At 71.1% G+C, this 19389-nt stretch carries 22 protein-coding genes; 8 read left to right on the forward strand and 14 right to left on the reverse strand.

Annotated elements, in window-relative coordinates:
- Positions 1-27: 27 nt before the first annotated feature.
- Positions 28-1080: an anthranilate phosphoribosyltransferase gene (gene trpD, locus ACIBK1_RS04145; protein ID WP_396732169.1), complete on the reverse strand. Its 1053-nt coding sequence runs from the start codon at positions 1078-1080 to the stop codon at positions 28-30.
- A 266-nt stretch (positions 1081-1346) separates the two neighbouring features.
- Here trpD and ACIBK1_RS04150 point away from each other — a divergent pair, with 266 nt between their 5' ends.
- Positions 1347-1508 (forward strand): hypothetical protein, encoded by a 162-nt coding sequence (locus ACIBK1_RS04150; RefSeq protein ID WP_231514182.1) that lies wholly within the window; start codon positions 1347-1349, stop codon positions 1506-1508.
- 73 nt (positions 1509-1581) lie between these two features.
- Positions 1582-2085 carry a nucleotidyltransferase domain-containing protein gene (locus ACIBK1_RS04155; protein ID WP_396732172.1) on the forward strand — a complete coding sequence of 168 codons (504 nt, stop codon included), beginning with the start codon at positions 1582-1584 and terminating at the stop codon, positions 2083-2085.
- Between the two features lie 18 nt (positions 2086-2103).
- Here ACIBK1_RS04155 and ACIBK1_RS04160 read toward each other — a convergent pair whose 3' ends face one another.
- Together ACIBK1_RS04160 and ACIBK1_RS04165 are read right to left on the reverse strand one after the other, a co-directional pair.
- On the reverse strand, positions 2104-2805 hold the full coding sequence (locus ACIBK1_RS04160) for a helix-turn-helix domain-containing protein (RefSeq protein ID WP_357319342.1): 702 nt from the start codon (positions 2803-2805) through the stop codon (positions 2104-2106).
- A gap of 261 nt (positions 2806-3066) precedes the next feature.
- A complete protein-coding gene (locus tag ACIBK1_RS04165) occupies positions 3067-3519 on the reverse strand; it encodes an Lrp/AsnC family transcriptional regulator (RefSeq protein ID WP_030512168.1) in 453 nt (150 codons plus the stop codon).
- A gap of 110 nt (positions 3520-3629) precedes the next feature.
- On the opposite strand from ACIBK1_RS04165, the gene ACIBK1_RS04170 reads away from it, so the two are divergent.
- Positions 3630-4115 carry a DUF2000 domain-containing protein gene (locus ACIBK1_RS04170; protein ID WP_030512167.1) on the forward strand — a complete coding sequence of 162 codons (486 nt, stop codon included), beginning with the start codon at positions 3630-3632 and terminating at the stop codon, positions 4113-4115.
- A gap of 266 nt (positions 4116-4381) precedes the next feature.
- Complete coding sequence (locus tag ACIBK1_RS04175; RefSeq protein ID WP_396732176.1) at positions 4382-5830, forward strand: pectinesterase family protein; 1449 nt, start codon at positions 4382-4384, stop codon at positions 5828-5830.
- A gap of 63 nt (positions 5831-5893) precedes the next feature.
- Here ACIBK1_RS04175 and ACIBK1_RS04180 read toward each other — a convergent pair whose 3' ends face one another.
- The 7 genes from ACIBK1_RS04180 to ACIBK1_RS04210 form a co-directional block, all read right to left on the reverse strand.
- Positions 5894-6289 (reverse strand): ACT domain-containing protein, encoded by a 396-nt coding sequence (locus tag ACIBK1_RS04180; protein WP_396732179.1) that lies wholly within the window; start codon positions 6287-6289, stop codon positions 5894-5896.
- Positions 6290-6437: 148 nt separating this feature from the next.
- Positions 6438-7091 carry a DUF6461 domain-containing protein gene (locus ACIBK1_RS04185; RefSeq protein WP_036406256.1) on the reverse strand — a complete coding sequence of 218 codons (654 nt, stop codon included), beginning with the start codon at positions 7089-7091 and terminating at the stop codon, positions 6438-6440.
- Between the two features lie 167 nt (positions 7092-7258).
- Complete coding sequence (locus ACIBK1_RS04190) at positions 7259-8857, reverse strand: sensor histidine kinase (protein ID WP_396732182.1); 1599 nt, start codon at positions 8855-8857, stop codon at positions 7259-7261.
- Positions 8858-8861: 4 nt separating this feature from the next.
- Positions 8862-9536, reverse strand: a complete 675-nt coding sequence (locus tag ACIBK1_RS04195; protein WP_396732185.1) for a response regulator — start codon at positions 9534-9536, stop codon at positions 8862-8864.
- A 25-nt stretch (positions 9537-9561) separates the two neighbouring features.
- A complete protein-coding gene (locus ACIBK1_RS04200; RefSeq protein ID WP_051761631.1) occupies positions 9562-11076 on the reverse strand; it encodes a serine hydrolase domain-containing protein in 1515 nt (504 codons plus the stop codon).
- Positions 11077-11222: 146 nt separating this feature from the next.
- Positions 11223-11717: a DUF1992 domain-containing protein gene (locus ACIBK1_RS04205; protein WP_396732188.1), complete on the reverse strand. Its 495-nt coding sequence runs from the start codon at positions 11715-11717 to the stop codon at positions 11223-11225.
- Between the two features lie 88 nt (positions 11718-11805).
- Positions 11806-12678, reverse strand: a complete 873-nt coding sequence (locus ACIBK1_RS04210) for an NAD(P)-dependent oxidoreductase (RefSeq protein ID WP_396732191.1) — start codon at positions 12676-12678, stop codon at positions 11806-11808.
- 97 nt (positions 12679-12775) lie between these two features.
- Between ACIBK1_RS04210 and ACIBK1_RS04215 the strand changes: the two genes are divergently transcribed.
- On the forward strand, positions 12776-13117 hold the full coding sequence (locus ACIBK1_RS04215; protein WP_396732194.1) for a winged helix-turn-helix transcriptional regulator: 342 nt from the start codon (positions 12776-12778) through the stop codon (positions 13115-13117).
- A gap of 201 nt (positions 13118-13318) precedes the next feature.
- On the opposite strand, the gene ACIBK1_RS04220 is transcribed toward ACIBK1_RS04215, so the two are convergent.
- The 4 genes from ACIBK1_RS04220 to ACIBK1_RS04235 form a co-directional block, all read right to left on the reverse strand.
- Positions 13319-13765 (reverse strand): hypothetical protein, encoded by a 447-nt coding sequence (locus ACIBK1_RS04220; RefSeq protein ID WP_051761632.1) that lies wholly within the window; start codon positions 13763-13765, stop codon positions 13319-13321.
- Positions 13766-13822: 57 nt separating this feature from the next.
- Entirely contained in the window at positions 13823-14734 is a 912-nt protein-coding gene (locus ACIBK1_RS04225) for a CDP-alcohol phosphatidyltransferase family protein (protein WP_030507666.1), read from the reverse strand.
- 41 nt (positions 14735-14775) lie between these two features.
- The gene (locus tag ACIBK1_RS04230; RefSeq protein WP_269321783.1) at positions 14776-14898 is read right to left on the reverse strand and encodes a hypothetical protein; all 123 of its coding nucleotides are present in this window, start codon (positions 14896-14898) and stop codon (positions 14776-14778) included.
- 171 nt (positions 14899-15069) lie between these two features.
- The gene (locus ACIBK1_RS04235) at positions 15070-15555 is read right to left on the reverse strand and encodes an SRPBCC domain-containing protein (protein WP_030507667.1); all 486 of its coding nucleotides are present in this window, start codon (positions 15553-15555) and stop codon (positions 15070-15072) included.
- A gap of 250 nt (positions 15556-15805) precedes the next feature.
- On the opposite strand from ACIBK1_RS04235, the gene ACIBK1_RS04240 reads away from it, so the two are divergent.
- The 3 genes from ACIBK1_RS04240 (at position 15806) to ACIBK1_RS04250 (ending at position 19230) form a co-directional block, all read left to right on the forward strand.
- Positions 15806-16294 (forward strand): DUF5946 family protein, encoded by a 489-nt coding sequence (locus ACIBK1_RS04240; protein ID WP_396732198.1) that lies wholly within the window; start codon positions 15806-15808, stop codon positions 16292-16294.
- A 161-nt stretch (positions 16295-16455) separates the two neighbouring features.
- Complete coding sequence (locus ACIBK1_RS04245; protein ID WP_396732201.1) at positions 16456-16635, forward strand: hypothetical protein; 180 nt, start codon at positions 16456-16458, stop codon at positions 16633-16635.
- A 111-nt stretch (positions 16636-16746) separates the two neighbouring features.
- Complete coding sequence (locus ACIBK1_RS04250) at positions 16747-19230, forward strand: HNH endonuclease signature motif containing protein (RefSeq protein WP_396732204.1); 2484 nt, start codon at positions 16747-16749, stop codon at positions 19228-19230.
- Positions 19231-19389 lie beyond the last annotated feature (159 nt).

Here is a 19389-nt window from a genome sequence, read left to right on the forward strand (position 1 = left end):
TGGGTGCCTCGGAAGGCTGGCCCGGAGCTACCGGCCGGCCAGGGACGACGCGAGCTTCAGCCAGCTTTCGAGGGTGGTGGCGGCGGCGCCGCTGTCGACGGCGCGGCGCGCGTCTTCCAGGCAGGTCGCGAAGGCGTCACGCAGGCTCCCGCCGAATCCGCGGTGAGCGGCGAGGGCGCCGGCCGCGTTCGCGAGGACGGCGTCACGCGCGGCACCCTCTTCGCCGGCCAGGACCCGGTGGACGACCGAGGCGTTGTAGGCCGCGTCACCGCCCCGGAGCGCGTCCTGCCCGCTGCGGGCCAGTCCGAAGTCGGCGGCGTCCAGCGTCTCCTGCCGGACACCGCCGCTCTCGGTGATCCAGACGCTCGTGGGCGCGGCGGTGGTGATCTCGTCGAGGCCGTCCTGCCCGCACACGACCAGAGCGCTCGCGCCCCGTTCCGCGAGGACGTTCGCCAGGACCGGGGCGAGGGCGGGGTTGGAGCAGCCGACAAGGGCGGCACGGGGACTGGCGGGGTTGGTCAGCGGCGCCAGATAGTTGACGGCGGTGGGGACGCCGAGCGCCTTGCGCACCGGACCGGCGTAACGCAGCCCGTGGTGGAAGCGCGGGGCGAAGGTGAAGCCGATGCCGATGTCGCGCACGCACCGGGCGATGTCGTCAGGTGTGAGATCGAGCGACAGGCCCAGGGCCTCCAGGACGTCGGCGGCACCGGCCTTGCTGGACGCCGAGCGGCCGCCGTGTTTGACGACCGGGGCGCCGGCGGCGGCCACGACGATCGCCGCCATGGTGCTCACGTTCACGGTGTGGGCGCCGTCTCCGCCGGTGCCGACGATGTCGACGACATCCGCGCCGTCGACGGGCAGGGGCACGACCCGTTCCATGAGGGCGTCGAGCATGCCCCGGAGTTCCGCGGCGCTCTCACCCTTGGCCCGCAGTGCGACCAGGAACCCGGCGAGCTGCACGGGATCGGCGGCGTCGTCCATGACCTGCCGCATGGCCCATCGGGTGTCGTCCGCGTCGAGATCGTGCCCGCGCAGAAGCGTCGTGAGCAGGCGTGGCCAGGATCGGGACGGCTCGGTCATCAAGGTCCTCTCGGCATGGGCACGACGCCAGGCGGTGCTCCCAGCCTAGTGACCGGCATCGTCGGCCGTCGGCACGAACCTGACCTGTCCGAACTGCACGGATCCGCGAGTGTCGGCCGTTCCCGGGTAGCGGTGACACGAACGGGAGAAACGGAAGGCTGTCATGCGAGCGACCTTGATATATGGCGCCGGCGACGTGCGCGTGGAGAACGTGCCCGACCCGGTGGTCGAACAGTCCACGGACGCCGTGGTGCACCGGTGGTGTCGTGCCGGCCCGCGCCTACATCGAGGAACTCCTGCCCGACGTGCTCGACGGCACGATCGAGCCGGGCCGCGTGTTCGACCGCACCGTGAGCCTGGAGGAGGTGCCCGACGGCTACCGCGCCATGGCCGCCCGCCAGGCGCTGAAGGTGCTCATCACACCCTGACCGGTCCCCCGTGCTGTCCCCGGTTCGGCGGGGGTAGCGTGGCTCGAAGATCGAGATGAGGGGGAGCGGGCCGGTGCTGCCGATCGGCGAGATGTTGCGGGTGCTGAACGCACTGGACGTCGCCGGATGCGAGGTCTGGGTCGCGGGCGGCTGGGGGATCGACGTCCTGGTCGGACGCGTCACCCGGGACCATCATGACCTCGACCTGCTCCACCGGGCCGAACAGGAACGGCTGGTGATCGCCGAGCTGGAGTCGCTCGGGTACGCGGAGCGGCCCGGCGCGGTGCCCGGGCGGCCGGCCAGGTTCGTCATGACCGACGGCCGTGGGCACGAGCTCGATCTCCATCCGCTGCACGTCGGGGAGGACGGCTCGGCCGTGCAGCACCTGGACGACCGCGGCGCGGCGCTCCACTACCCGGCCGCGGTTTTCGTCACGGGCACGATCGAGGGCGTGCGGGTGCGCTGCCTGTCCGTGGATCAGCAGGTCGCCTTCCACCAGGGCTACGAGCCCCGCGACCGCGATCTGCACGACATGGCGAGCCTGAGGGCGGAGTTCGGCGTCACCACGCACTTCTGATCACGCCGGGGCGAGCGGTCAGGTCGCGTACAGGAGCGACAGCGACTGCGCGGATTCCCGATCGCCGAGCTGTGTGGCGGTTCGCCCGATGTAGCGGCTCAGCGACCGTGCCAGGTGCGGCTGGTCGAAGTATCCGAGGCGGTGGATCACGTCGTGGACCGGCACGCCCTCCTGGAGCAGGACCGCCGCCCGCCTGGCGCGGTCGATCTGCCGGACCGCGCCGCGGGTGAGCCCGGTCGCCGCCAGGAACCGCCGCTGCACGGTGCGTTCCGACACGTCCGGCGGGGCGCCGCGGAGCACCGCGGCGACGAGCGGGTCGCGCTCCACGACGCCCTCGCGCACCAGCCGTTGGACGAACGCTTCGGCGTTGTCCCAGTCGGGCAGGCGCCAGGTGGAACCCTTCAGCCAGAAGGACCTGCGGGTCGTGCCGGGAATCTCCGCGCCCCCGTCCACGAGCCGGCCGAGGGGAAGATGAGGCATCGCGGTGCCGAGCGAGAAGTTGATCCCGAAGAACGTGGCGTCCGCGGGAACGGGGGCCTGGCTCGCCCTGGTCTCCGGCCCCTGCACGGAGGCGCTGACCTGGCCGCGGTGCTCCCAGAAGACCAGATCCCAATGGGCGGTCGCGACCGCCGTCATCTGTTCCACGTCATTGCTGCTGCTGCGCCACACCCGCTCGATGTAGGGCGAGTCGGACGATCGGCTCTCGATCTCCAAGCCCATCCGGATGACTCCCCCTCACTCGCCGATCGTGGTCATACGGGCCCGGTCCAGGCCGTTCACCGGGTCATGGTACGTCCCCCCGGTGACAGAACACCGAGCACGCGGCCTCCAGCCGTTCGGCGGCGGACGCACCTGCGCTCGCGCATGTCGACGAGCATCACCGCTCGCGCTGTGCTGAGCGGTGGGTGCTGAGCGGCGGGCTCTGGGCGGAGGCCGGGGAACCGGCCGTACTCGGACGGCGTCAGGAGGGTGCTGTCGCGCTCACATCGGGCTGATCCGGTTGTTGCGGATGTGCTCGTAGACGATCGACGTGCGGACGTCGGCGACTTCGGGCCGTTCGGTGAGCTTGTCGATCACGAACGCGTACAGGCTGGCGTTGTCCGGCACCGCCACGTGCACGATGAAGTCCTCCGTGCCGGCCGTCACGTAGACGCCCAGGGTGTCGGGAAGCGTGCTGACCCAGTTGCGGAATCCCTCGATGTTGCGTCGCGAGGGCGGGCGCACGCGAATGGCGATGAGGGCCTGGACCGGCCGCCCGATCGCCGCCAGGTCGACGTCGAGGATCGCTCCCCGGATGACGCCGCGTTGCCGGAGCGCCCGCGTACGGTCGAGTGCCGTGGTCGGCGAGACCCCGACCGCGGCGGCGACGTCGCGATTGGTCTTCCGTGCATCCGACTGCAGTTCCGCCAGGATCGCCTTATCAAGTTCGTCCATGCCCGCCCGCACACCCCTGTTTCCGATACAAATACGGACTCCTTGCAGCTCAATCGTACGGGTGCCTAGCATCGGCGGCGTACGTCCGAACGCATGCATAGGAGGACCCGATGACGGCCGATGAACAGACGACCTCGCGTGTCGGGTTCGCCCCCGAGGAGATCGACCCGGCCCTCCCGACCCGGGCGGCCCGTCTGAAGTGGGTGATCGTGGTCGACCGCGACCTTCCCGCGGGCCGTGCCGTGAACGCCGCCGTCTGCGTGGCCGCGGCGACCTCGACGGCGGTGACCGGGCTTCTCGGGGACGACGCGGTGGACGCCGACGGCGGCGCCCACCCCGGGCTGCCGTGGGCGGGCTGCTCCGTGCTGGCCGCGGACGCCGCCACGCTGCGCGCCATCCGCGCCAAGGCCGCGTCGTCCGCCGGGTGCTTCGTGGCGGACATGCCCGCCGCGGCCCAGCGGACGCGCGTCTACGCCGACTATCTCGCCACGATGAAGGAGACCGCGGCCGACGACGTCGAGTACTACGCGGTCGGCGTGGTCGGGCCGCGCAACCGGGTGGACAAGATCGTGGGAAAGCTGCCCCTGATGCCGTGACCCGGCACCGGCGTGGGTGCGGGCTCGGGCTGCAAGTTTCAGCCGGTCCTACGATCCTGCCTTTCGTCTCTGGCGGTTTCTGTGCATGTGGGATGTGGCGTGTGCGGATAGCCGTCGGGGTGTGTCGTTGACCGGTGTTCGGCGGGATCGTACGTTGTTGCGCGGTGTTCCTGTGGATGTATGTGGTTCAGGTGCACGAAATCCCTTGTGGGGTCGGGAGTCATTCCTCGGTCAGGGGCCCTGCGCGACCTGCAAGGAGCTCGGTTGTGACAAGCAGCACCAAAACGGGCGCCGGGGTGATCGGCGCCCTGGCGGCGGTCGCCGCCCTGGCCGGTGTGGCCACCGCCCCGACGGCGCAGGCCGCCACCGGGTGTGCGGTGACCTACACGACCAACGACTGGCCGGGCGGGTTCACCGCCGCCGTCACGATCCAGAATCTGGGCAGCGCGATCAACGGCTGGTCTCTCGGGTTCGCCTTCCCCGACAGCGGCCAGAAGGTGGACACCGGGTGGTCGGCCACCTTCAGCCAGAGCGGGCAGAACGTCACGGCCACCAACGTGGACTACAACGCCGCCATCGCCACCGATGCGTCGGTGTCCATCGGCTTCAACGGCAGCTGGTCGGGGTCCAACCCCACGCCCGCCTCGTTCACCCTCAACGGCGTCACCTGCACCGGCTCCACCACCACCCCGTCCCCCACCCCATCGCCCGCAGCCTCGCCCACGCGCTCACCCTCACCTTCGCCCTCACCCTCACCCACGCGCTCACCCTCACCTTCGCCCTCACCGACGCGCTCGCCCTCACCTTCGCCGTCGCCCGCCGGCGGGAAGCCCACAGTGGCCACCGACGGAACCGGCATGTACCGGACGGTGCAGGCGGCGATCGACGCCGTGGCCTCGGGCAACTCCAGCCGGAAGGTCATCACGATCAAGCCGGGCACCTACCGGGAGATCGTCACGATCCCGGCGAACAAGCCGTACATCACGCTGCAGGGTCTGGGCTCGTCGCCCGCGGACGTCGTGATCGTCGACAACCACTACGCCGGGGGGAACGGCGGCACCTTCAACAGCGCCACCGCGTTCGTGAACGGCCACGACTCCGCCCTCGCCAACCTGACGATCTCCAACGACTACGTGGAGGACGGCAGCACGGTCAACCAGCAGGCCGTCGCGCTGAACCTCAACGCCGACCGGGCGGTCCTGTCGAACGTCCGTCTACTCGGCGACCAGGACACCTTCCTGATCAACGACTCCGCCCGCACCTACGTCAAGAGCTCCTACATCGAGGGCACCGTCGACTTCATCTTCGGCGGCGGCACCGCGGTTCTCGACGACTGCGACATCTACGAGAAGCGCAGCAGCGGCGCCCCCATCACCGCGGCCAGGACCGACGCCGCCAAGACCTACGGCTTCCTCGTCTACCGGTCCCGCATCACGGGCGCGACCGGAAACACCACCCAGCTCGGGAGGCCGTGGGGCCCCAACGCCCAGGTGCTCTATCGGGAGTCGTCGCTCGGCCCGACCATCAAGGTCGCGCAGCCCTGGACCGACATGTCCGGCAACTCCTGGAAGAACGCCCGCTTCTTCGAGTACAGGAACACCGGCGCCGGCGCCACGGTGAACTCCAACCGCCCGCAGATGAGCGACTCCCAGGCGTCCGGCTACACGCCGCAGAAGTACCTGGCCGGATCCGACGGCTGGAATCCGATCGGCTGAGCCCGGCCGGGACGTCCGCTTCGCCTGCCGTCCGGGACACCGGATGACAGGCGAGGTCGGGCGCTACGCGCCGGGCGCGCGCAGGTGACGGGTGTCCACCCGGTGTCCCGCGTCCTCCAGGACGGTGACCGTTTCCTTGATCCTCGGCTCGGGCACGAGGACCAGGTCGGCGTGGAACGTCGAGGCGACGAACACCGGGATGGCCGCCTCGGCCAAGGGGCCCACGATCGCCGCCAGCATGCCCGGCACGTCCAGTTCGTGTCCCGTGCCCCCGCCGTACAGGCCGATCCACCGGTCGCCGGATCCTGTCGGCCAGGCCTCGCGAACCACGGTGAGGCCCTCCGGGGCGCGGACGAGCGCGATCCAGTCGTCGTCTTCGGGAAACGTCGCCTGCGGCAGGTGCTGGACGGCGAACACGGACGGCACGATGCCGAGCCGCTGGGCGGCGGGTGAGGTCATGACACGTGTGTAGCAGAGCCCCCCGACAAGAGACCCGACAAGACACCGGCAGGACGTCTGGTGCGCTGTCCACCATGTTCATCGGGTGGAGGGACAGGAGTTCCCTTCCGGTCCGGTGACCGACCCCGCCAAGGTTCGTGGCCCCCCACTAGACCTGGGCCCACTCGGTGATGGAGGCGACCAGCAGCGGCCCGTCGAAGGAGTTCGGGGTGAGGGTCACCCCGGTGATCATGGCGGCGAGCGCGAACGCCTTCGGCAGCGCGTCGTCCCAGCGGGTGTCCCAGGCCGCCTTGCCGGTCGTGGCGGTCAACGGCAGCCCGACCCTGCGCATCGGTTCCTTCAGCCGATCCGGGTCGCTGCCCCACCGGTTGACCGGCGCGTGCGGCGTGAAGGCGGTGACGATCTCACCGTCCACGGCGTACAGGAACCCGTGCTCCGCGTAGTCGTGACGTCCGACGGCCACCGCCTCGCACCCCTCGGCGAGCCGCGCCAGGTTCTCGCCCAGGGCGGTGTGCCGGCCACACGGTTCGATTGCAACGCTCCAATCGCCGATCCGGGTGATGCCGACGTATCCGCCACCGTCGCCGCCGTCGGTCTCCTCGACGAACTCCGCGACCTCGTCGCCGAGCTCGTCCACGGTCATCGAGCGGACCGCCGTTCCCGAGGGCTCGAAACGGGCCGCGACGTCGGCGGGCTCCACCCCCTGGAAGAACGACACGCTGAAGATGTCACCCAGCGGATTGCGCACGTTGTCCGTCGCCGGGGCGGCCAGCCACCGGAAGGGGGCGAGACGATCGGGCACCTGGGCTCCCTTGGTCGTTTCGCGACATCGTGGCAGCCGCCGCCGACAAAAACCGGGGGCCGAGGCCGTCCGCCGCGTTCCTCAGATCGGCAGCGGGACGCCGCCGACGTCAGGATGATCGCGCCGCGCTCCTGGAACCGACTTGAACCTTGCTGAAACCCGCGCACTCACGGCGTGGGCACGACGGTCTTCGAGACGAGCCGGTCGCCGGCGAAGCACAGGCGGTAGGCGCGGGCGGAATCGGTCTTCATCGTGTAGTAGACGCAGTCCTGGCCCCGCGGTGCGGCAGGAGCGCCGTCCGGCGGGCCGTCCCTGGTGAACACCGGAAGCCGGGACCGCAGGTCGTCGCGCGGCTCGCCCGCCTTCAGCCCCTCGTACGTCGCCGGGTCGAGGACGGAGAACGACGAGCTGACGAAGCCGAGGGGGATCAGGAGCGCGAAGATCCCGCTCAGCACGGCCACGGGAATTCCGGCCGCCTGCGCCAGTCGCCGCCGCACCCGCCGCCGGGCGAGGTCCAGCTCCCGGGCCGCCGCGGTCGCGGGCGCGCCGAGGCCGGCCGCTGTCCGCGCCTGCTCGTGCGCCGTTCCGATCCCGGTGACGGGCAGTTCGGCGGCGACCTCGAAGCCCCCGCCCGGAGCCGGGCCGGCCCGCAGGACGCCGCCCGCCAGCCGCACCCGTTCCGCCAGCCCGACGAGCCCGGAGCCGCCCGAGGCCACGCCCGCCGGGGCCGCCGCCGGAGCGGGGTCGTTGACCACCCTGAGGGTGACGACGCCGTCATCGAAGGCGAGCCGGACGCGTACGGTCGCGCCGGGAGCGTGTTTGGCGGCGTTCGTCAGGGCCTCCTGGAGCACGCGGCGCACGGCGAGCGCGGTCATCGGGGGCAGTCCTTCGATGTCGCCCGGGAGGCCGCCCGGACAGTCACCCGGGTGGTCGCCCGGATGCTCGACGACGATCGGCACGCCGGAGTCGCGGGCGCGCTCGATGAGCGTTTCGACGCTCTCCTCACGCGGAGGTGCGGCGGCGTTCTCGTCGTCCGCGCGCAGCACGCCGATGATCTCGCGGAGCCGCTCCGTCGAGGCCGCGGCGGCCTCGCGCAGTTCGCGTACGGTCGCCTGCTGCCGCGAGTCGAGGCCGGGGTCGAGTTCCAGAGCGCCGGCGCGCACCGCGAGGAGCGTCAGGTCGTGACCGAGTGAGTCGTGCATGTCGCCCGCGATGCGCGCCCTCTCCCGCAGGCGGGCGCGGTCGGCGACGGCCTGCTGCTCGCGTTCGAGCCGGTCGGCGAGCAGCCAGCCCGTGCGGACCAGTTCGGCGTGCTGGCGGCGCCAGCGGCCGAGCAGCCAGGGCACCACCACCGAGAGCAGCAGCGTGATGAGCTGCGTGGGCCAGCCCCACAGGTCGCGCAGGACGAGTCCGGACAGCGGCAGCCCGGCGAGGGCGACGGCCGAGAAGAACCAAAGCGCCGGGCGGGCGCTCGCCATCCGGTGCCCGGCCAGATAGCCGAAGACCACCAGCGCCGCCCACGTCCAGGACAGGGGGCCGAACATCTGGGCGTCCAGGGCCAGGCTCACCGCAACCGGTATGGCGAGCGCCGCCAGCGGCCACCTCCGGCTCACCGCCGTGGCGGCCCCGAACAGCGGCACGGCCAGCGCCACCGTGGCCAGCCGCCGGGCGTCGCCGTCGTCGAGGGCCAGCGCGACGGGCGGCGCGCACACCGCTAGCCACACTGCGAGCCACAGCCCGAGGTCGAGCAGACGGGACGGCCTCATCACCTCACGCCCTCCCGTCGAGCGGAGCCTCGGGCACGAGACCGGCCTCGTACGCCAGGATCGCGGCCTGGACGCGGTTGCGGAGGCCGAGACGGGTGAGGATCTGGCTGACGTACCCCTTGACCGTGCCCTCGACGAGATGCAGACGCCGGGCGATCTCGGCGTTGGACAGGGCGGCCCCGACCAGCGCGAGCACCTCGCGCTCGCGGTCGCCGAGCTGGTCCACGAGGGCGCGGGCGGCGGCCTCCGTGCCGAGCGGGCGTTCCCGGAGGCGGGTGATGACCCGCCGCGTGACGGCGGGGGAGAGATAGGCGCCACCCGCGGCGACGGCGCGGACCCCCGCGATCAGTTCGCGTGGGTCGCCCGACTTGAGGAGGAAACCGGACGCGCCGGAGCCGAGCGCGCTCGTCACGTAGTCGTCCTCGTTGAACGTCGTGAGCATCACGACGGCGACCTCGGGGAGGACCCGGCGCAGCTCCGCGGCGGCCTTGAGCCCGTCGAGCCGCGGCATCCGGATGTCGAGCAGGCAGATGGCGGGACGGTGCCGCAGGGCGAGGTCGACCGCCTCGCGCCCGTCGGCCGCCTCGGCGACCACCTCGATGTCGCCGGCCGTGCCCAGGATGCTCGCGATGCCGGCGCGGATCAGTGCCTCGTCGTCCGCCAGCAGGACGCGGATCATCACGTTTCCCCCGTAACCCGGCCTATCAGGCAGTACTCGCTGATTGGCGCGTTTCGCTCACGGGGACGTTACCAACGGCCCGTCTCCGGAGGCGTACGGCGTGGACGAGGCGGGCGGCCACGACGGCGACGGCGGCCAGCGCTCCGGTGGCGGCCCAGACGTACAGCGCGAGCCAGACATAGGTGAGCTGGTCCAGCGTGCCCACCCGGTTCAGCAGCACCCCGGCCAGCTCCGCCAGTCCCAGGTAGAACGCGACCGGCAGCGCGTACGGGACCAGCCGGGCGATCATCCGCCAGGTGCGCCGCTGTGCGCGGCGGGCGGCCCAGCGGCGAGAGCGCAGGACACCGGTCAGGCCGAGGCCCAGGTTCAGCAGCGACAGGCCGCCCAGCCAGGGGTCGGCGCTCGTGGTGAAGGGCGCGGCGTTCGCGTCCGGCCGCCCCTCGATCATGTCCACCAGGCCGTCGCTGATGATCAGCGCATCGTCGCCGGAGATCATCCCGGTGTTGGTGACGACCGCGATGCCCCACTCGCCCCCGGGCAGGAGGGTCTGCGCGGAGTTGTGCGTGAGCAGCCAGCCCGTGTGCCGCAGCATCGGCGCCCCTCCGGCCGTCCGCTCGGCCGACCACCCCATGCCGTACGTGCTGCCGCCCACCCCGGACGGGGTCTGGGTGGCCCTGACGAGCTCTCGGGGGAGGGCGCCGCCGTGGCCGTTCTGCATGATCAGCCACCTGGCCAGGTCGTAGGCCGTGCTGACGACCCCGTAGGAGCCGTTGACGAACCACTTCGGGTGCGCGCGCTCGATCACCTGGCCGTACGCGCGGATGTATCCGGCGCCCGCGCCGGGCAGTTCCTCCGTGGTGTCCACCGTCCGCGTGGACGTCATGCCGAGCGGCGTGAACACCGTGGCGGCCATGAACTCGGCGAACGGCGTCCCCGACACCACCTCGGCCAGCCGCGCCGCGACCGCGTAGTTGGGGTTGTGGTAGATCATTCTGGTGCCCGGCGCGGCGGCGAGCGGCGCGGTCCTGAGCATCGCGACGGCGTCCTTGAGGTCGTCCGGCGCGGGGAGCGTCAGCTCGGGGAAGGTCCGGTCGCTCATGCCCGAGGTCTGCTGGAGAAGCTGCCGCACGGTGATCTTCTCGGCCCGGGGATCGGCCATGGTGAACTCGGGCAGGTAACGCCGGACCGGCGCGTCGAGGTCGATCCGGCCCTCGTCGGCGAGGCGCAGCACCGCGAGGGCCGTGAACGACTTCGACAGCGAGGCGAGCGGCATGGGCGTGTCCGCGGTGATCGCCTCGCCGCCGGCCGTGTGACCGTGCCCGGCGGCGTACACGACCTTGTCGCCCTTGACGACCGTCACCACCGCGCCGGGCAGGTCCGTGCGCCGGATGTAGTCGCGTACGTATCGGTCGACGGACTCCGCGGTCGGACCCGTCCGTCCGCCTGTGGTCGCCGCCCGCGTCGCGGCGTCCACCGCCGCCGTTCCCGTCGCGAGCAGCAGCACACCGGCCAGGCCGGCGGTCGCCGCGATCTTGCGCATCCGCACCGTGTTTCCCCTCCGAGCTCTTTCCGTTCGCAGGTCACGAACGGTAGGAGCGGCCGGAGGGGCGGCACAGCGGGCGATCGGAAGGTCCTCACCTGACTTTCGTCAGGTCGCGCAGCCGGGGGGTCGGCGGCTCCGGCGGGTCAGCGGCGCCCGAACCAGCGGAGGAAGGAGCGCTTCCGGCGCTTCTCGGGGGTGGGTGCGGAAGCCGGCGCGGGGGCGGGTTTCCTCTCGGCGACCGGACGCAGGGCCCGCCACTCGGCGGCGACCTCGTCCACGTCGATGAGCGGCTGCACGACGGGCGGACCGGACAGGGGCTTGCGGTAGCTGTCGCGGATCTTGTCGTTCATCTCCTCGACGATCCTGCGCGCCTCGGCCTCGGTGCGCGCGCCGAGCGCCTCCGCCCGCGCATCCTCGGCCTCCTTGCGCAGCGCCAGCGTCCCCGGCAGCGGGAACGACAGGTTCTCCGCGCGCATCTTCTGCTTGATCCACCACATGTCGTCGTGCGGCTTGCCCTGGCCGGGGATGGGCTTGCCCGCACCCGGCAGGTCGTCGAACTCGCCACGCTCGGTGGCCTCGCGAATCTGCCGGTCGATCCACGACTCGAAGCTCACGCCGAGGGGCTTGCGTTCGGTCACGGCCTCACCTCGCAATCCTCTTGCGAGGATAACTTCCGGCGTGGGCGGCCCCAGGCAGGGGGCAGGGGGAGGGGGCAGGGGGCAGAGGTCAGGGCGCCCGCAGCAGGTCGATCACCCCGGTGGTGCCCTCGTCGGCGTGGCCGTCCGCGAGCCGCCGCGCCATGAGCGTCATGAACGGCGTGAGCAGTTCGGGGCTGACCTTCTGCTCCTCGGCCGTACGCAGCAGGGTCGCATTGCCCCTGACCATCATCGCGAGGTTGGAGGTGACGTCCTTCGTGTAGTCGCCGTTGTCGAGGTGCTCGGCCACCCCGTACGCGTACGGGACCATCGCCTGCAACCAGCCCACGACGAGATCGGCGAAGGCCTTCGGGGGGATCTCCTCCCGGACGAGCGCGAAGGCGTGCGTCACCCCCGCGAACATGCCCGTCATCGCGCTGAGCAGCGCCACATCGTGGAGGGCGGCGAGCGCGGGGTCCTCGCCGGTGTAGACGGTGGCGGCGGGTGTGGCCAGCGTGCCCGCGTGGGCCTCGAACACCGCCGGGGAGCCGCTGTAGAAGACGTACGCCCCTGAGCCGGGCACCCCGATCATGGGCGGGACCGCCATGACGCCGCCGTCGAGGAACCGGGCGCCGCGCTCCCGCGCCCATCGGGCTCGGGCGCGGGCCTCCTCCGGGGTGCCGGTGGTGAGGTCGACGAGGTCCTTGCCGGACAAATCGACGCCGGCGAGGGCGTCGTCGACCGAGGCGTGGTCCAGCAGGCAGACGACCACCAGGTCGCTCGCGGCGACGGCCTCGGCGGCGGTCGTGGCGACACGGGCGCCCTCCAGGGCTTCGGCCCGCCCCGGGGTGCGGTTCCAGACGGTCAGCGGATGTCCGGCGGCGAGCCAGGCGCGGGCGAGCGCGCCGCCCATCGCGCCCAGCCCGAGAAGGGACAGCGGAGGCTTCTCAGTGTTGTGAGTCATGCCGATTAGGCTGGTCACGAGCCCCGAGACGATCAAGTACGCACTTCGAAGTGGGTGCTTACCCCGGGGTGAGCGAGCAGCCAGGAGGGGGTGGACCATGCGGACCGCGCGGCGCCCGGGAGCGTCCGGATGCGGGATCGACGCGGCGATGGAGGTGATCGGCGGCAAGTGGAAGAGCTCGATCCTCTGGGCGCTGAACGAACGCCGGTGCCGTTTCGGTGAGCTGCGCAGGATGCTGCCCGGCGTGACCGAGAAGGTGCTCGCCTCGCACCTGCGCGAGATGGAGGCCGACGGCATCGTGCACCGCGAGGTGTACGACGAGGTGCCGCCGCACGTCGAATACTCGCTGACCCCGCTCGGCGTCATGCTGAACGAGGCGCTGGCGCCGCTCGGCGCGTGGGGGCGGGAGCATCTCCTCGGCGGACGCGAGGGTCACTGACCAGTGGGGTGTCCACGGACCTTGGCAGGGCGGTCACCGCGCCGGAAGCAACCTCCGGTCCTCGCGAAACCCGCTCCACCCACGAGAGTTCCTCGCAGGCTCGGAATTTCCGCGGGGCCCGGTCGCGGCCTCCGTCCCTTCCGCCGCTCCCTCCCTTCCTCCCGGCGAACGTTCGTGGACTGCCGGGCGGGAACGCGGGGTTCACGGGGTGGTCTCGTGGCCGGGCTGCCCGGGTGTGCGCCGCTGCTGCTTCAGCTCGGCCTCGTAGAGGTGACGGCGTCCTCCGGCCAGTTCGTCGCGGGCCTGCCGTTCCAGCTCCTGGAAGGCCGCGTAGTAGCCGTCGTCGTACTCCTCCACGATCTGGAAGGTCCAGCGGCCGGGGATGACGTTGCGGCCGATCAGCTCGCGTTCGATCCGGTCGGCCCACTTGTCGTGCCCGGCCTGCCGCAGCAGCCGTACGGCGTTGTCCAGTTCGAAGTCCGCCGTGCCGGTGAGCTGGTGGAAGGAGTACAGGTGACCCCTGACCCGGTGGATCGTCTCCAGCGCCTTGCTGAGCCTGCCCAGCGCGTCGACCGTGACGTCGTCCAGCCCTTCGGGCCGGCGGTGGTCGGGATCGGGCAGGCCGGCGGGTTCCTCACGTTCGGTCATGTCCCACCGCTACCCCTCGCGACGGCGCCTCTATCCGTCTGAACAGCGGCGAGACGCTCAACCGGCGGGCGTCCCGGAGGCGGACGGTTCGGCGGACGAGCGGATCGAGGCCAGCGCGCGGTTCAGGTCCCGCGACGACAGCACGAGCTTGTACATGATGAGCGCCTCGAAGAGGAGCAGGAGGACGGCCGAGCCGATCGTGACCGGGACGACCGCGCCGAGCAGCGGGCCGACGATGAACACCGCCATCTGGAACTCGATGCCGCTGACCAGGTGCGTGCGGATCCGGTGCTCGCGCAGCCACTCGCGCATGCCGGGATACCAGGAGAAGCGGCTGCGGAACTCCTGCTGCAGGTCCACGGCGTGCGTCAGCCGGACGGTGATCTCGTCGGGGTCGTTGTCGAGATCCTCGCGCAACAGGGACGCCGGCAGCGCGGCCGCGCCGCCGGACACCGACTCCTCGTAGGCGTGCCGCAGCGTGCGGCGCATCTGACGCCGGACCTTCGCGATCTGCAGCGCGTCGACGTAGCGCAGCATGTCGAGGAACACCACGGCGATGCCGAGCAGCAGGTAGACCTCCTGCCCGGTCGCGCGGTACTGCCCCCACATGAGCGCGGCGGTGCAGGCCAGCACCCGGATCCGGTCGAAGACGTAGTCGAGCCAGCCGCCGAGGATCGTCCCCGTCCCCTTGAGTCTCGCGATCTTGCCGTCCATGCAGTCGAGGACGAAGCTCACGTGGTAGACGGCGGCCCCGGCGACCAGCCACGGCCACTCGGCCTGGAGGAAGCACCAGGCCGAGCCCAGGCCGAGCACGAACGCGCCCCAGGTGATCTGGTTCGGGGTGATGGACGTGCGGTTGGCGGTCGTCACCACCAGACGGCCCGCCAGGGGATCCACCAGGAAAACGGTCCACCAGGCGTCGCGCGCCTTATATGTCCGAGAGCGTACGTCGTGAAGCGTGAACGTCATTTGGGGGCTTTCTAGATTATGGGGGGATTTCAGGGGAAACGTCAGAAGTCGTCGTCCAAATCGTCCGTTTCATCCCAGTCGTCGTCCAGGTCGAGCGCATGCGCGTCATCGCCCAGGTGCAGGTCGTCGTCATCGAGCAGCGCCGCCATTTGCTGGATAAGCATCCTAAACATGTTTTTGCCCTTTGACCGGCGTTTGTTTCACTGCTGCTCATCAAAGCATCACCCGACATCTCTCGCTGACGTTTTCCACAGGCCCTCCGGGCGGATGGAATTACCCGAAAAGCCGAATTTTGCGATTTTCTGGTTTCAACGGCCGGGGCCGGGACGGGCGGCTCAGGCGACGGCGCGGGCGAGATCCGAAAGCCACCGCTCGTGGTTGGCCCGGAGCATGGGCTCCCGGTAGAAGAGCGGCAGCAGCGGACCGGCGAGCGACTCTTCCACCGTGATCCTCGTGCGCCCGCCCTCCAGCGGTTCCAGGACGTGCCGGTCGACCGCCCGATAGCGGCCGAGGAAGGTGCCCGTCCAGGTGAGTTCCCGCTGGGGTTCGACCACGGCGAACCGCGACCGCAGGGGCACGCCGTTCAGGCGCCACCGGAAGGGCGCGCCGGGGCGCACGTCGCCGAGTTCGAGGATCCGGATGCGGGAGGCCCATGACGGCCATGCCCGCAGGTCGGCCATGACCGCCCAGACCCGGTCGGCGGGCACGTCCACGACCAGCCGGGACGAGGAGGTCAGCTGGGCGCCGGGGTCGACGCGTCCCCGCGCGGCGTACTCCTCGTGCAGGACGGCCAGGGACGGACCCGAGTAGAGCAGCGACACGACATCTCCTTGAGACTAGTGCTCATCAACGAGAGCAATGCTCTCTCGCGTACGTGAGACATGTCAAGAGCAGTGCTCTCTCGCTCGAGAACGCCACGCCGTACCCCTGCGAACCGTGGCCGGCGGGGAGCGCCTGCCGGCGGACGGCGTCTCGCCGTACTCCGACATGGACCGGGACCATGGGGCAGAGCCCGAGCCCTACCCGAAATGCCGTCGACAGGGCTGTCACCGGCCGCCTAGGGTGCGGGCCATGACGGACGGCTCCGGCACGGGTGAGTGTGAGTGCGGCGCGACCCCCGGTCCGCTGGGCGAGTGCGTGGACTACTACCACGCGATCCTGGCCGAAGAGCAGGCCGATCCTGAGATGTACAGATGGCACACGGTCGTGGTCTGCGCATATCTCCTGCAGCATCCCGCCAGGGCCTACGACAAGTACCTCGACGGTCAGTTCCGCCTGCTGCAGCTCTATCTGGACAAGGGCCTGGACGCGTTGCTCCGCGTGGCGGCGCATCAGGTGGCGCGGAACAGGCACGGGTCGCGGCCGGGCTACGACATGGCCCCGCTCGCGGAGTATGCGCCGCTCGCTCGGGGGGGATCCCCCGGGCCCTTCCGCGCCGGCTTCTGCGCGTTGCCGTTCAGGGACGGCAGCATCGTTCCCGACGGATATCCGGCGTACGGCCGGCGCATGGAGAGCATCGCGGAGGCGACCGTGGAGTCCTGGAGGACCCTCACGACCTGATACGGGCAAGGGCTCACCGAACTCGCCGCCTCGGCCGACGTGCTCTTCGCGACCCAGGACGAGCCCGTGCTCGCGTCCACGCCCGAACTGGTCGTGACCCGGGGCGCCGGGGGGCCAGCGCCACCGTCGAGGGCCTGCGCTACGGCACCCAGGCCGCCCCGGTGGCCGCGGTCGACCCCTCCGAGGTCGGCGGCGCGTTCGTCGCGGGCTACCTCAGCGCGATCCTGGACGGCCGGCACCCGTCCGACCGCCTCAAGCGCGGCATCTCGGTGGCCGCCTTCGCGGTCACCGGCCACAGCTCCTGGCAGGGCCTGCCCACTCGCGGCGAACTGCGCCCGTGACCGGCGCGATCCCCAATCTGTGACCCCAAGAGATTCTTAGTTGATCTTGCATCCACTCCAGAGGTCGCGGGAGGATTCATACAAGTTTTCGAATCGATTGCGGAGGGTGCGATGGATCTGTTCGACATCCATCCTGAGCGCCCTCGCCGTTCGAGCGATGGCGACGGTGAGTGGTGGGACCGGTTGACCGCCGGTTCGCCGTTGTGGTCGTCCGATGGCTCATGCGCCCGCGAACCCTTCCCGATCATCGTCCCCGAGCCCCGGCAGCACGCGAGCCAGGACACGAGCACGGTCGCCAGCGGCGGTTCGCCCGGTGCCGGGAGCACAGGAGGCTCGCGCACGGATGCCGCTGGCACGCATGCCGACGGCGCAGACGCCACTGGCGCGGAGGGCCCAGATGCGGGTGCTTCCGATGTGGGTGGTCATCGCCGTGGCCGGTCGTCGTGGGCGTTGGTGGGGTCTGTTCGTGAGTCGGCGCAGGAGCTGGCGCTGGCGCCGCTTCCCGACGATGCGGATATCTGCCTTGCCGAGGCGGAGGAGTTGCTGTTCGCCCGCGACCGGATCACCTGTGCGCTGGCCGATCGCGTAGGTCGGGTGCATGCCGCCGGTCAGGCCAAGCAGCATGGGCATGCCTCCACCCGGTCGTGGCTTCGTACCGCCGCCGGGATGACGGTGGGTGGTGCGGGCCGCCTGCTCATGCTGGTGGCGGAGCTGCCGCGCCTGCCGCAGGTGCGCGAGAAGTTCGCCGCCGGGGAGTTGGCGGCGGGGGTGGTGGAGGCCATCTGCGCTGCCGTCGCCGGGTTGTCCGACGAGCAGGCCGCGTTGGCGGAGCCGATCCTGCTGGAGCTGGCGGGCAAGGCGGGCAAGGCGGGTGCGGCGGAGGTGGCCAAAGCCGGCCGCTATCTGCGGGCGGTGCTCGACCCCGACGGTGAGGAGCGGGATGAGCGGGCCGATTACGGGCGGCGGTTCCTGCGGGTCCGCCCGGGCAAGGACGGCGGCGTGGAAGGGGAGTTCTACCTCCCCCGTGAGGCGGGCGCCCGGCTGATGGCCCTGTTGCATGCCTACGCCAAGCAGAGGGCCGAGGGCGATGACCGCCCGCTGACGGTGCGTCAGGCGGACGCGCTCATAGCCGCGCTGGAGCAGGAGATCGCCACCGAACTCCTCGTCGTGGTCAACGCCGAATCCCTCCCCACCGACCCCGAAGACACCGACACCACCGAAGACACACGGGATGCCGAGGGCTTCGAGGAAGGCCAGGACGACACGGGCGACTCTGCTCCGGGCGAGGCCAACGACACCAGCGACCCTGCTCCCGGCGAGGCCGACCACCTCGACACAGCCGAGGCAGATGCCGGTGCAGGGAGCGATGGCGATGCCGACGGAGCCGTAGACGCCGGTGTTGGGAGCGCCGAGGATGTTTGCGATATCGCAGAGGCCGACGTCAGCGGCGTCGGTACGGCCGAGGCCGACCCCGCCACCGACAGCACTGGTGATCGGGCCGAGATGGGCCACCTGGGCGACCTCAGCGACCTGGGCAGCACCGACGCCGCCACCGCCCCTGCCGCTGGCTCCGGCGACGCCGCGACCGGACTTCGCGATGAGGAGTCTCGCGGCTGCGGGGTCGGTGATCGCGGGACCGGTGAGCGGCGGCCGGGCGCGTGCGAGCCGCGCGACACCGCGAGCACCGCCTCTGCCGAGGGCAACCACACTGTGAACGTCGCCTCGGGTGAGTGCGACGAGACCGCGCCCGTAGAGGGCGATGGCTGCGATCGCGGCGTGGCCCGGTCCGGAGCTACCTGCGCCCGGCGGGGCGCGCCAGCATGGCCTGCTGAAGGTGGCGGGCATTCGCATACAGCGCCTTCGCATACAGCGCCTTCGCATACAGCGCCTTCGGGCACAGCCCCTTGGGGCACAGCGTCTTCGGGTGCGACGGCTTCGGACGCACCGCCATCACACGCAGCGCCCTCTGAGGCGGCGTCTTCGGAGGCGGCGCAGCCGGATCCTCGTCCCAAGGACGCCTCCGCACATCACACCCACGCCGGGCCTCGGCCTGCGGGGGACTGCCGGCATGGCCAGGGCATACCGGGGGCACTGGGGACGGCGTTGGGGACGGCGTTGGGGGCGGCGTTGGGGGCGGCGTTGGGGGCGGCGTTGGGGGCGGCGTTGGGGACGGCGTTGGGGACGGTACCGGGGTTGTTGCTGGCGACCGGACAGGTGCTACCCGTCTCCGGCGTGCACCGGCTCGCTCGCACCAGCACCCTCGTGCGGCTGGTCATGGACGCCGAGGGACAGGTGCTCGACATGGGCCGCAAGGTCCGCCTCGCCACCCCCGCCCAACGCAGGGCCGTCTTCGCCCGGTATGCCACCTGCTGGATCGACGGCTGCCCGCTCCCGGCGACGATGTGCCAGATCGACCACGCCGACAACTGGTGCACCGGCGGGCTGACCGACCTGAAACTCCTCGGACCGGCCTGCCAGTTCCATAACCGCGACCGCTACCAGCACCCCGAGCGCTACACCCGCCGCAAAGTCGGCACCGACCGCTGGACCTTCACCTACCACCGTCTCGGGAGAGTCCGGCGACTGCGGGAATGACCACCAGGGCCGAGGGCCGACGCGAGGCCCGATGCGAGAGTCGCCGGTGCGCTGTCCGCTGGGCTCCACAGCGTGCTGCAATGCTTCACCGTGCGTCGCAGTCCGGTCCTCGCTCCCTTCCGCTCCGCTCCTCGACGCCGGCGGACCACTGTGAAATAC

It is taken from the genome of Microbispora rosea, assembly GCF_044460045.1.
Classification (GTDB): domain Bacteria; phylum Actinomycetota; class Actinomycetes; order Streptosporangiales; family Streptosporangiaceae; genus Microbispora; species Microbispora rosea.

What these genes read in the sequence shown, in the direction of transcription:
- ACIBK1_RS04230 (WP_269321783.1), bottom strand. Translation starts at nt 14,898, where the DNA reads ATGCTTATCCAGCAAATGGCGGCGCTGCTCGATGACGACGACCTGCAC.
- ACIBK1_RS04225 (WP_030507666.1), bottom strand. Translation starts at nt 14,734, where the DNA reads ATGACGTTCACGCTTCACGACGTACGCTCTCGGACATATAAGGCGCGC.
- ACIBK1_RS04210 (WP_396732191.1), bottom strand. Translation starts at nt 12,678, where the DNA reads ATGACTCACAACACTGAGAAGCCTCCGCTGTCCCTTCTCGGGCTGGGC.
- ACIBK1_RS04160 (WP_357319342.1), bottom strand. Translation starts at nt 2,805, where the DNA reads ATGGGCTTGGAGATCGAGAGCCGATCGTCCGACTCGCCCTACATCGAG.
- ACIBK1_RS04180 (WP_396732179.1), bottom strand. Translation starts at nt 6,289, where the DNA reads ATGACCTCACCCGCCGCCCAGCGGCTCGGCATCGTGCCGTCCGTGTTC.
- ACIBK1_RS04250 (WP_396732204.1), top strand. Translation starts at nt 16,747, where the DNA reads ATGGATCTGTTCGACATCCATCCTGAGCGCCCTCGCCGTTCGAGCGAT.
- ACIBK1_RS04240 (WP_396732198.1), top strand. Translation starts at nt 15,806, where the DNA reads ATGACGGACGGCTCCGGCACGGGTGAGTGTGAGTGCGGCGCGACCCCC.
- ACIBK1_RS04220 (WP_051761632.1), bottom strand. Translation starts at nt 13,765, where the DNA reads ATGACCGAACGTGAGGAACCCGCCGGCCTGCCCGATCCCGACCACCGC.
- ACIBK1_RS04195 (WP_396732185.1), bottom strand. Translation starts at nt 9,536, where the DNA reads ATGATCCGCGTCCTGCTGGCGGACGACGAGGCACTGATCCGCGCCGGC.
- trpD (WP_396732169.1), bottom strand. Translation starts at nt 1,080, where the DNA reads ATGACCGAGCCGTCCCGATCCTGGCCACGCCTGCTCACGACGCTTCTG.
- ACIBK1_RS04165 (WP_030512168.1), bottom strand. Translation starts at nt 3,519, where the DNA reads ATGGACGAACTTGATAAGGCGATCCTGGCGGAACTGCAGTCGGATGCA.
- ACIBK1_RS04190 (WP_396732182.1), bottom strand. Translation starts at nt 8,857, where the DNA reads ATGAGGCCGTCCCGTCTGCTCGACCTCGGGCTGTGGCTCGCAGTGTGG.
- ACIBK1_RS04200 (WP_051761631.1), bottom strand. Translation starts at nt 11,076, where the DNA reads ATGCGCAAGATCGCGGCGACCGCCGGCCTGGCCGGTGTGCTGCTGCTC.
- ACIBK1_RS04215 (WP_396732194.1), top strand. Translation starts at nt 12,776, where the DNA reads ATGCGGACCGCGCGGCGCCCGGGAGCGTCCGGATGCGGGATCGACGCG.
- ACIBK1_RS04170 (WP_030512167.1), top strand. Translation starts at nt 3,630, where the DNA reads ATGACGGCCGATGAACAGACGACCTCGCGTGTCGGGTTCGCCCCCGAG.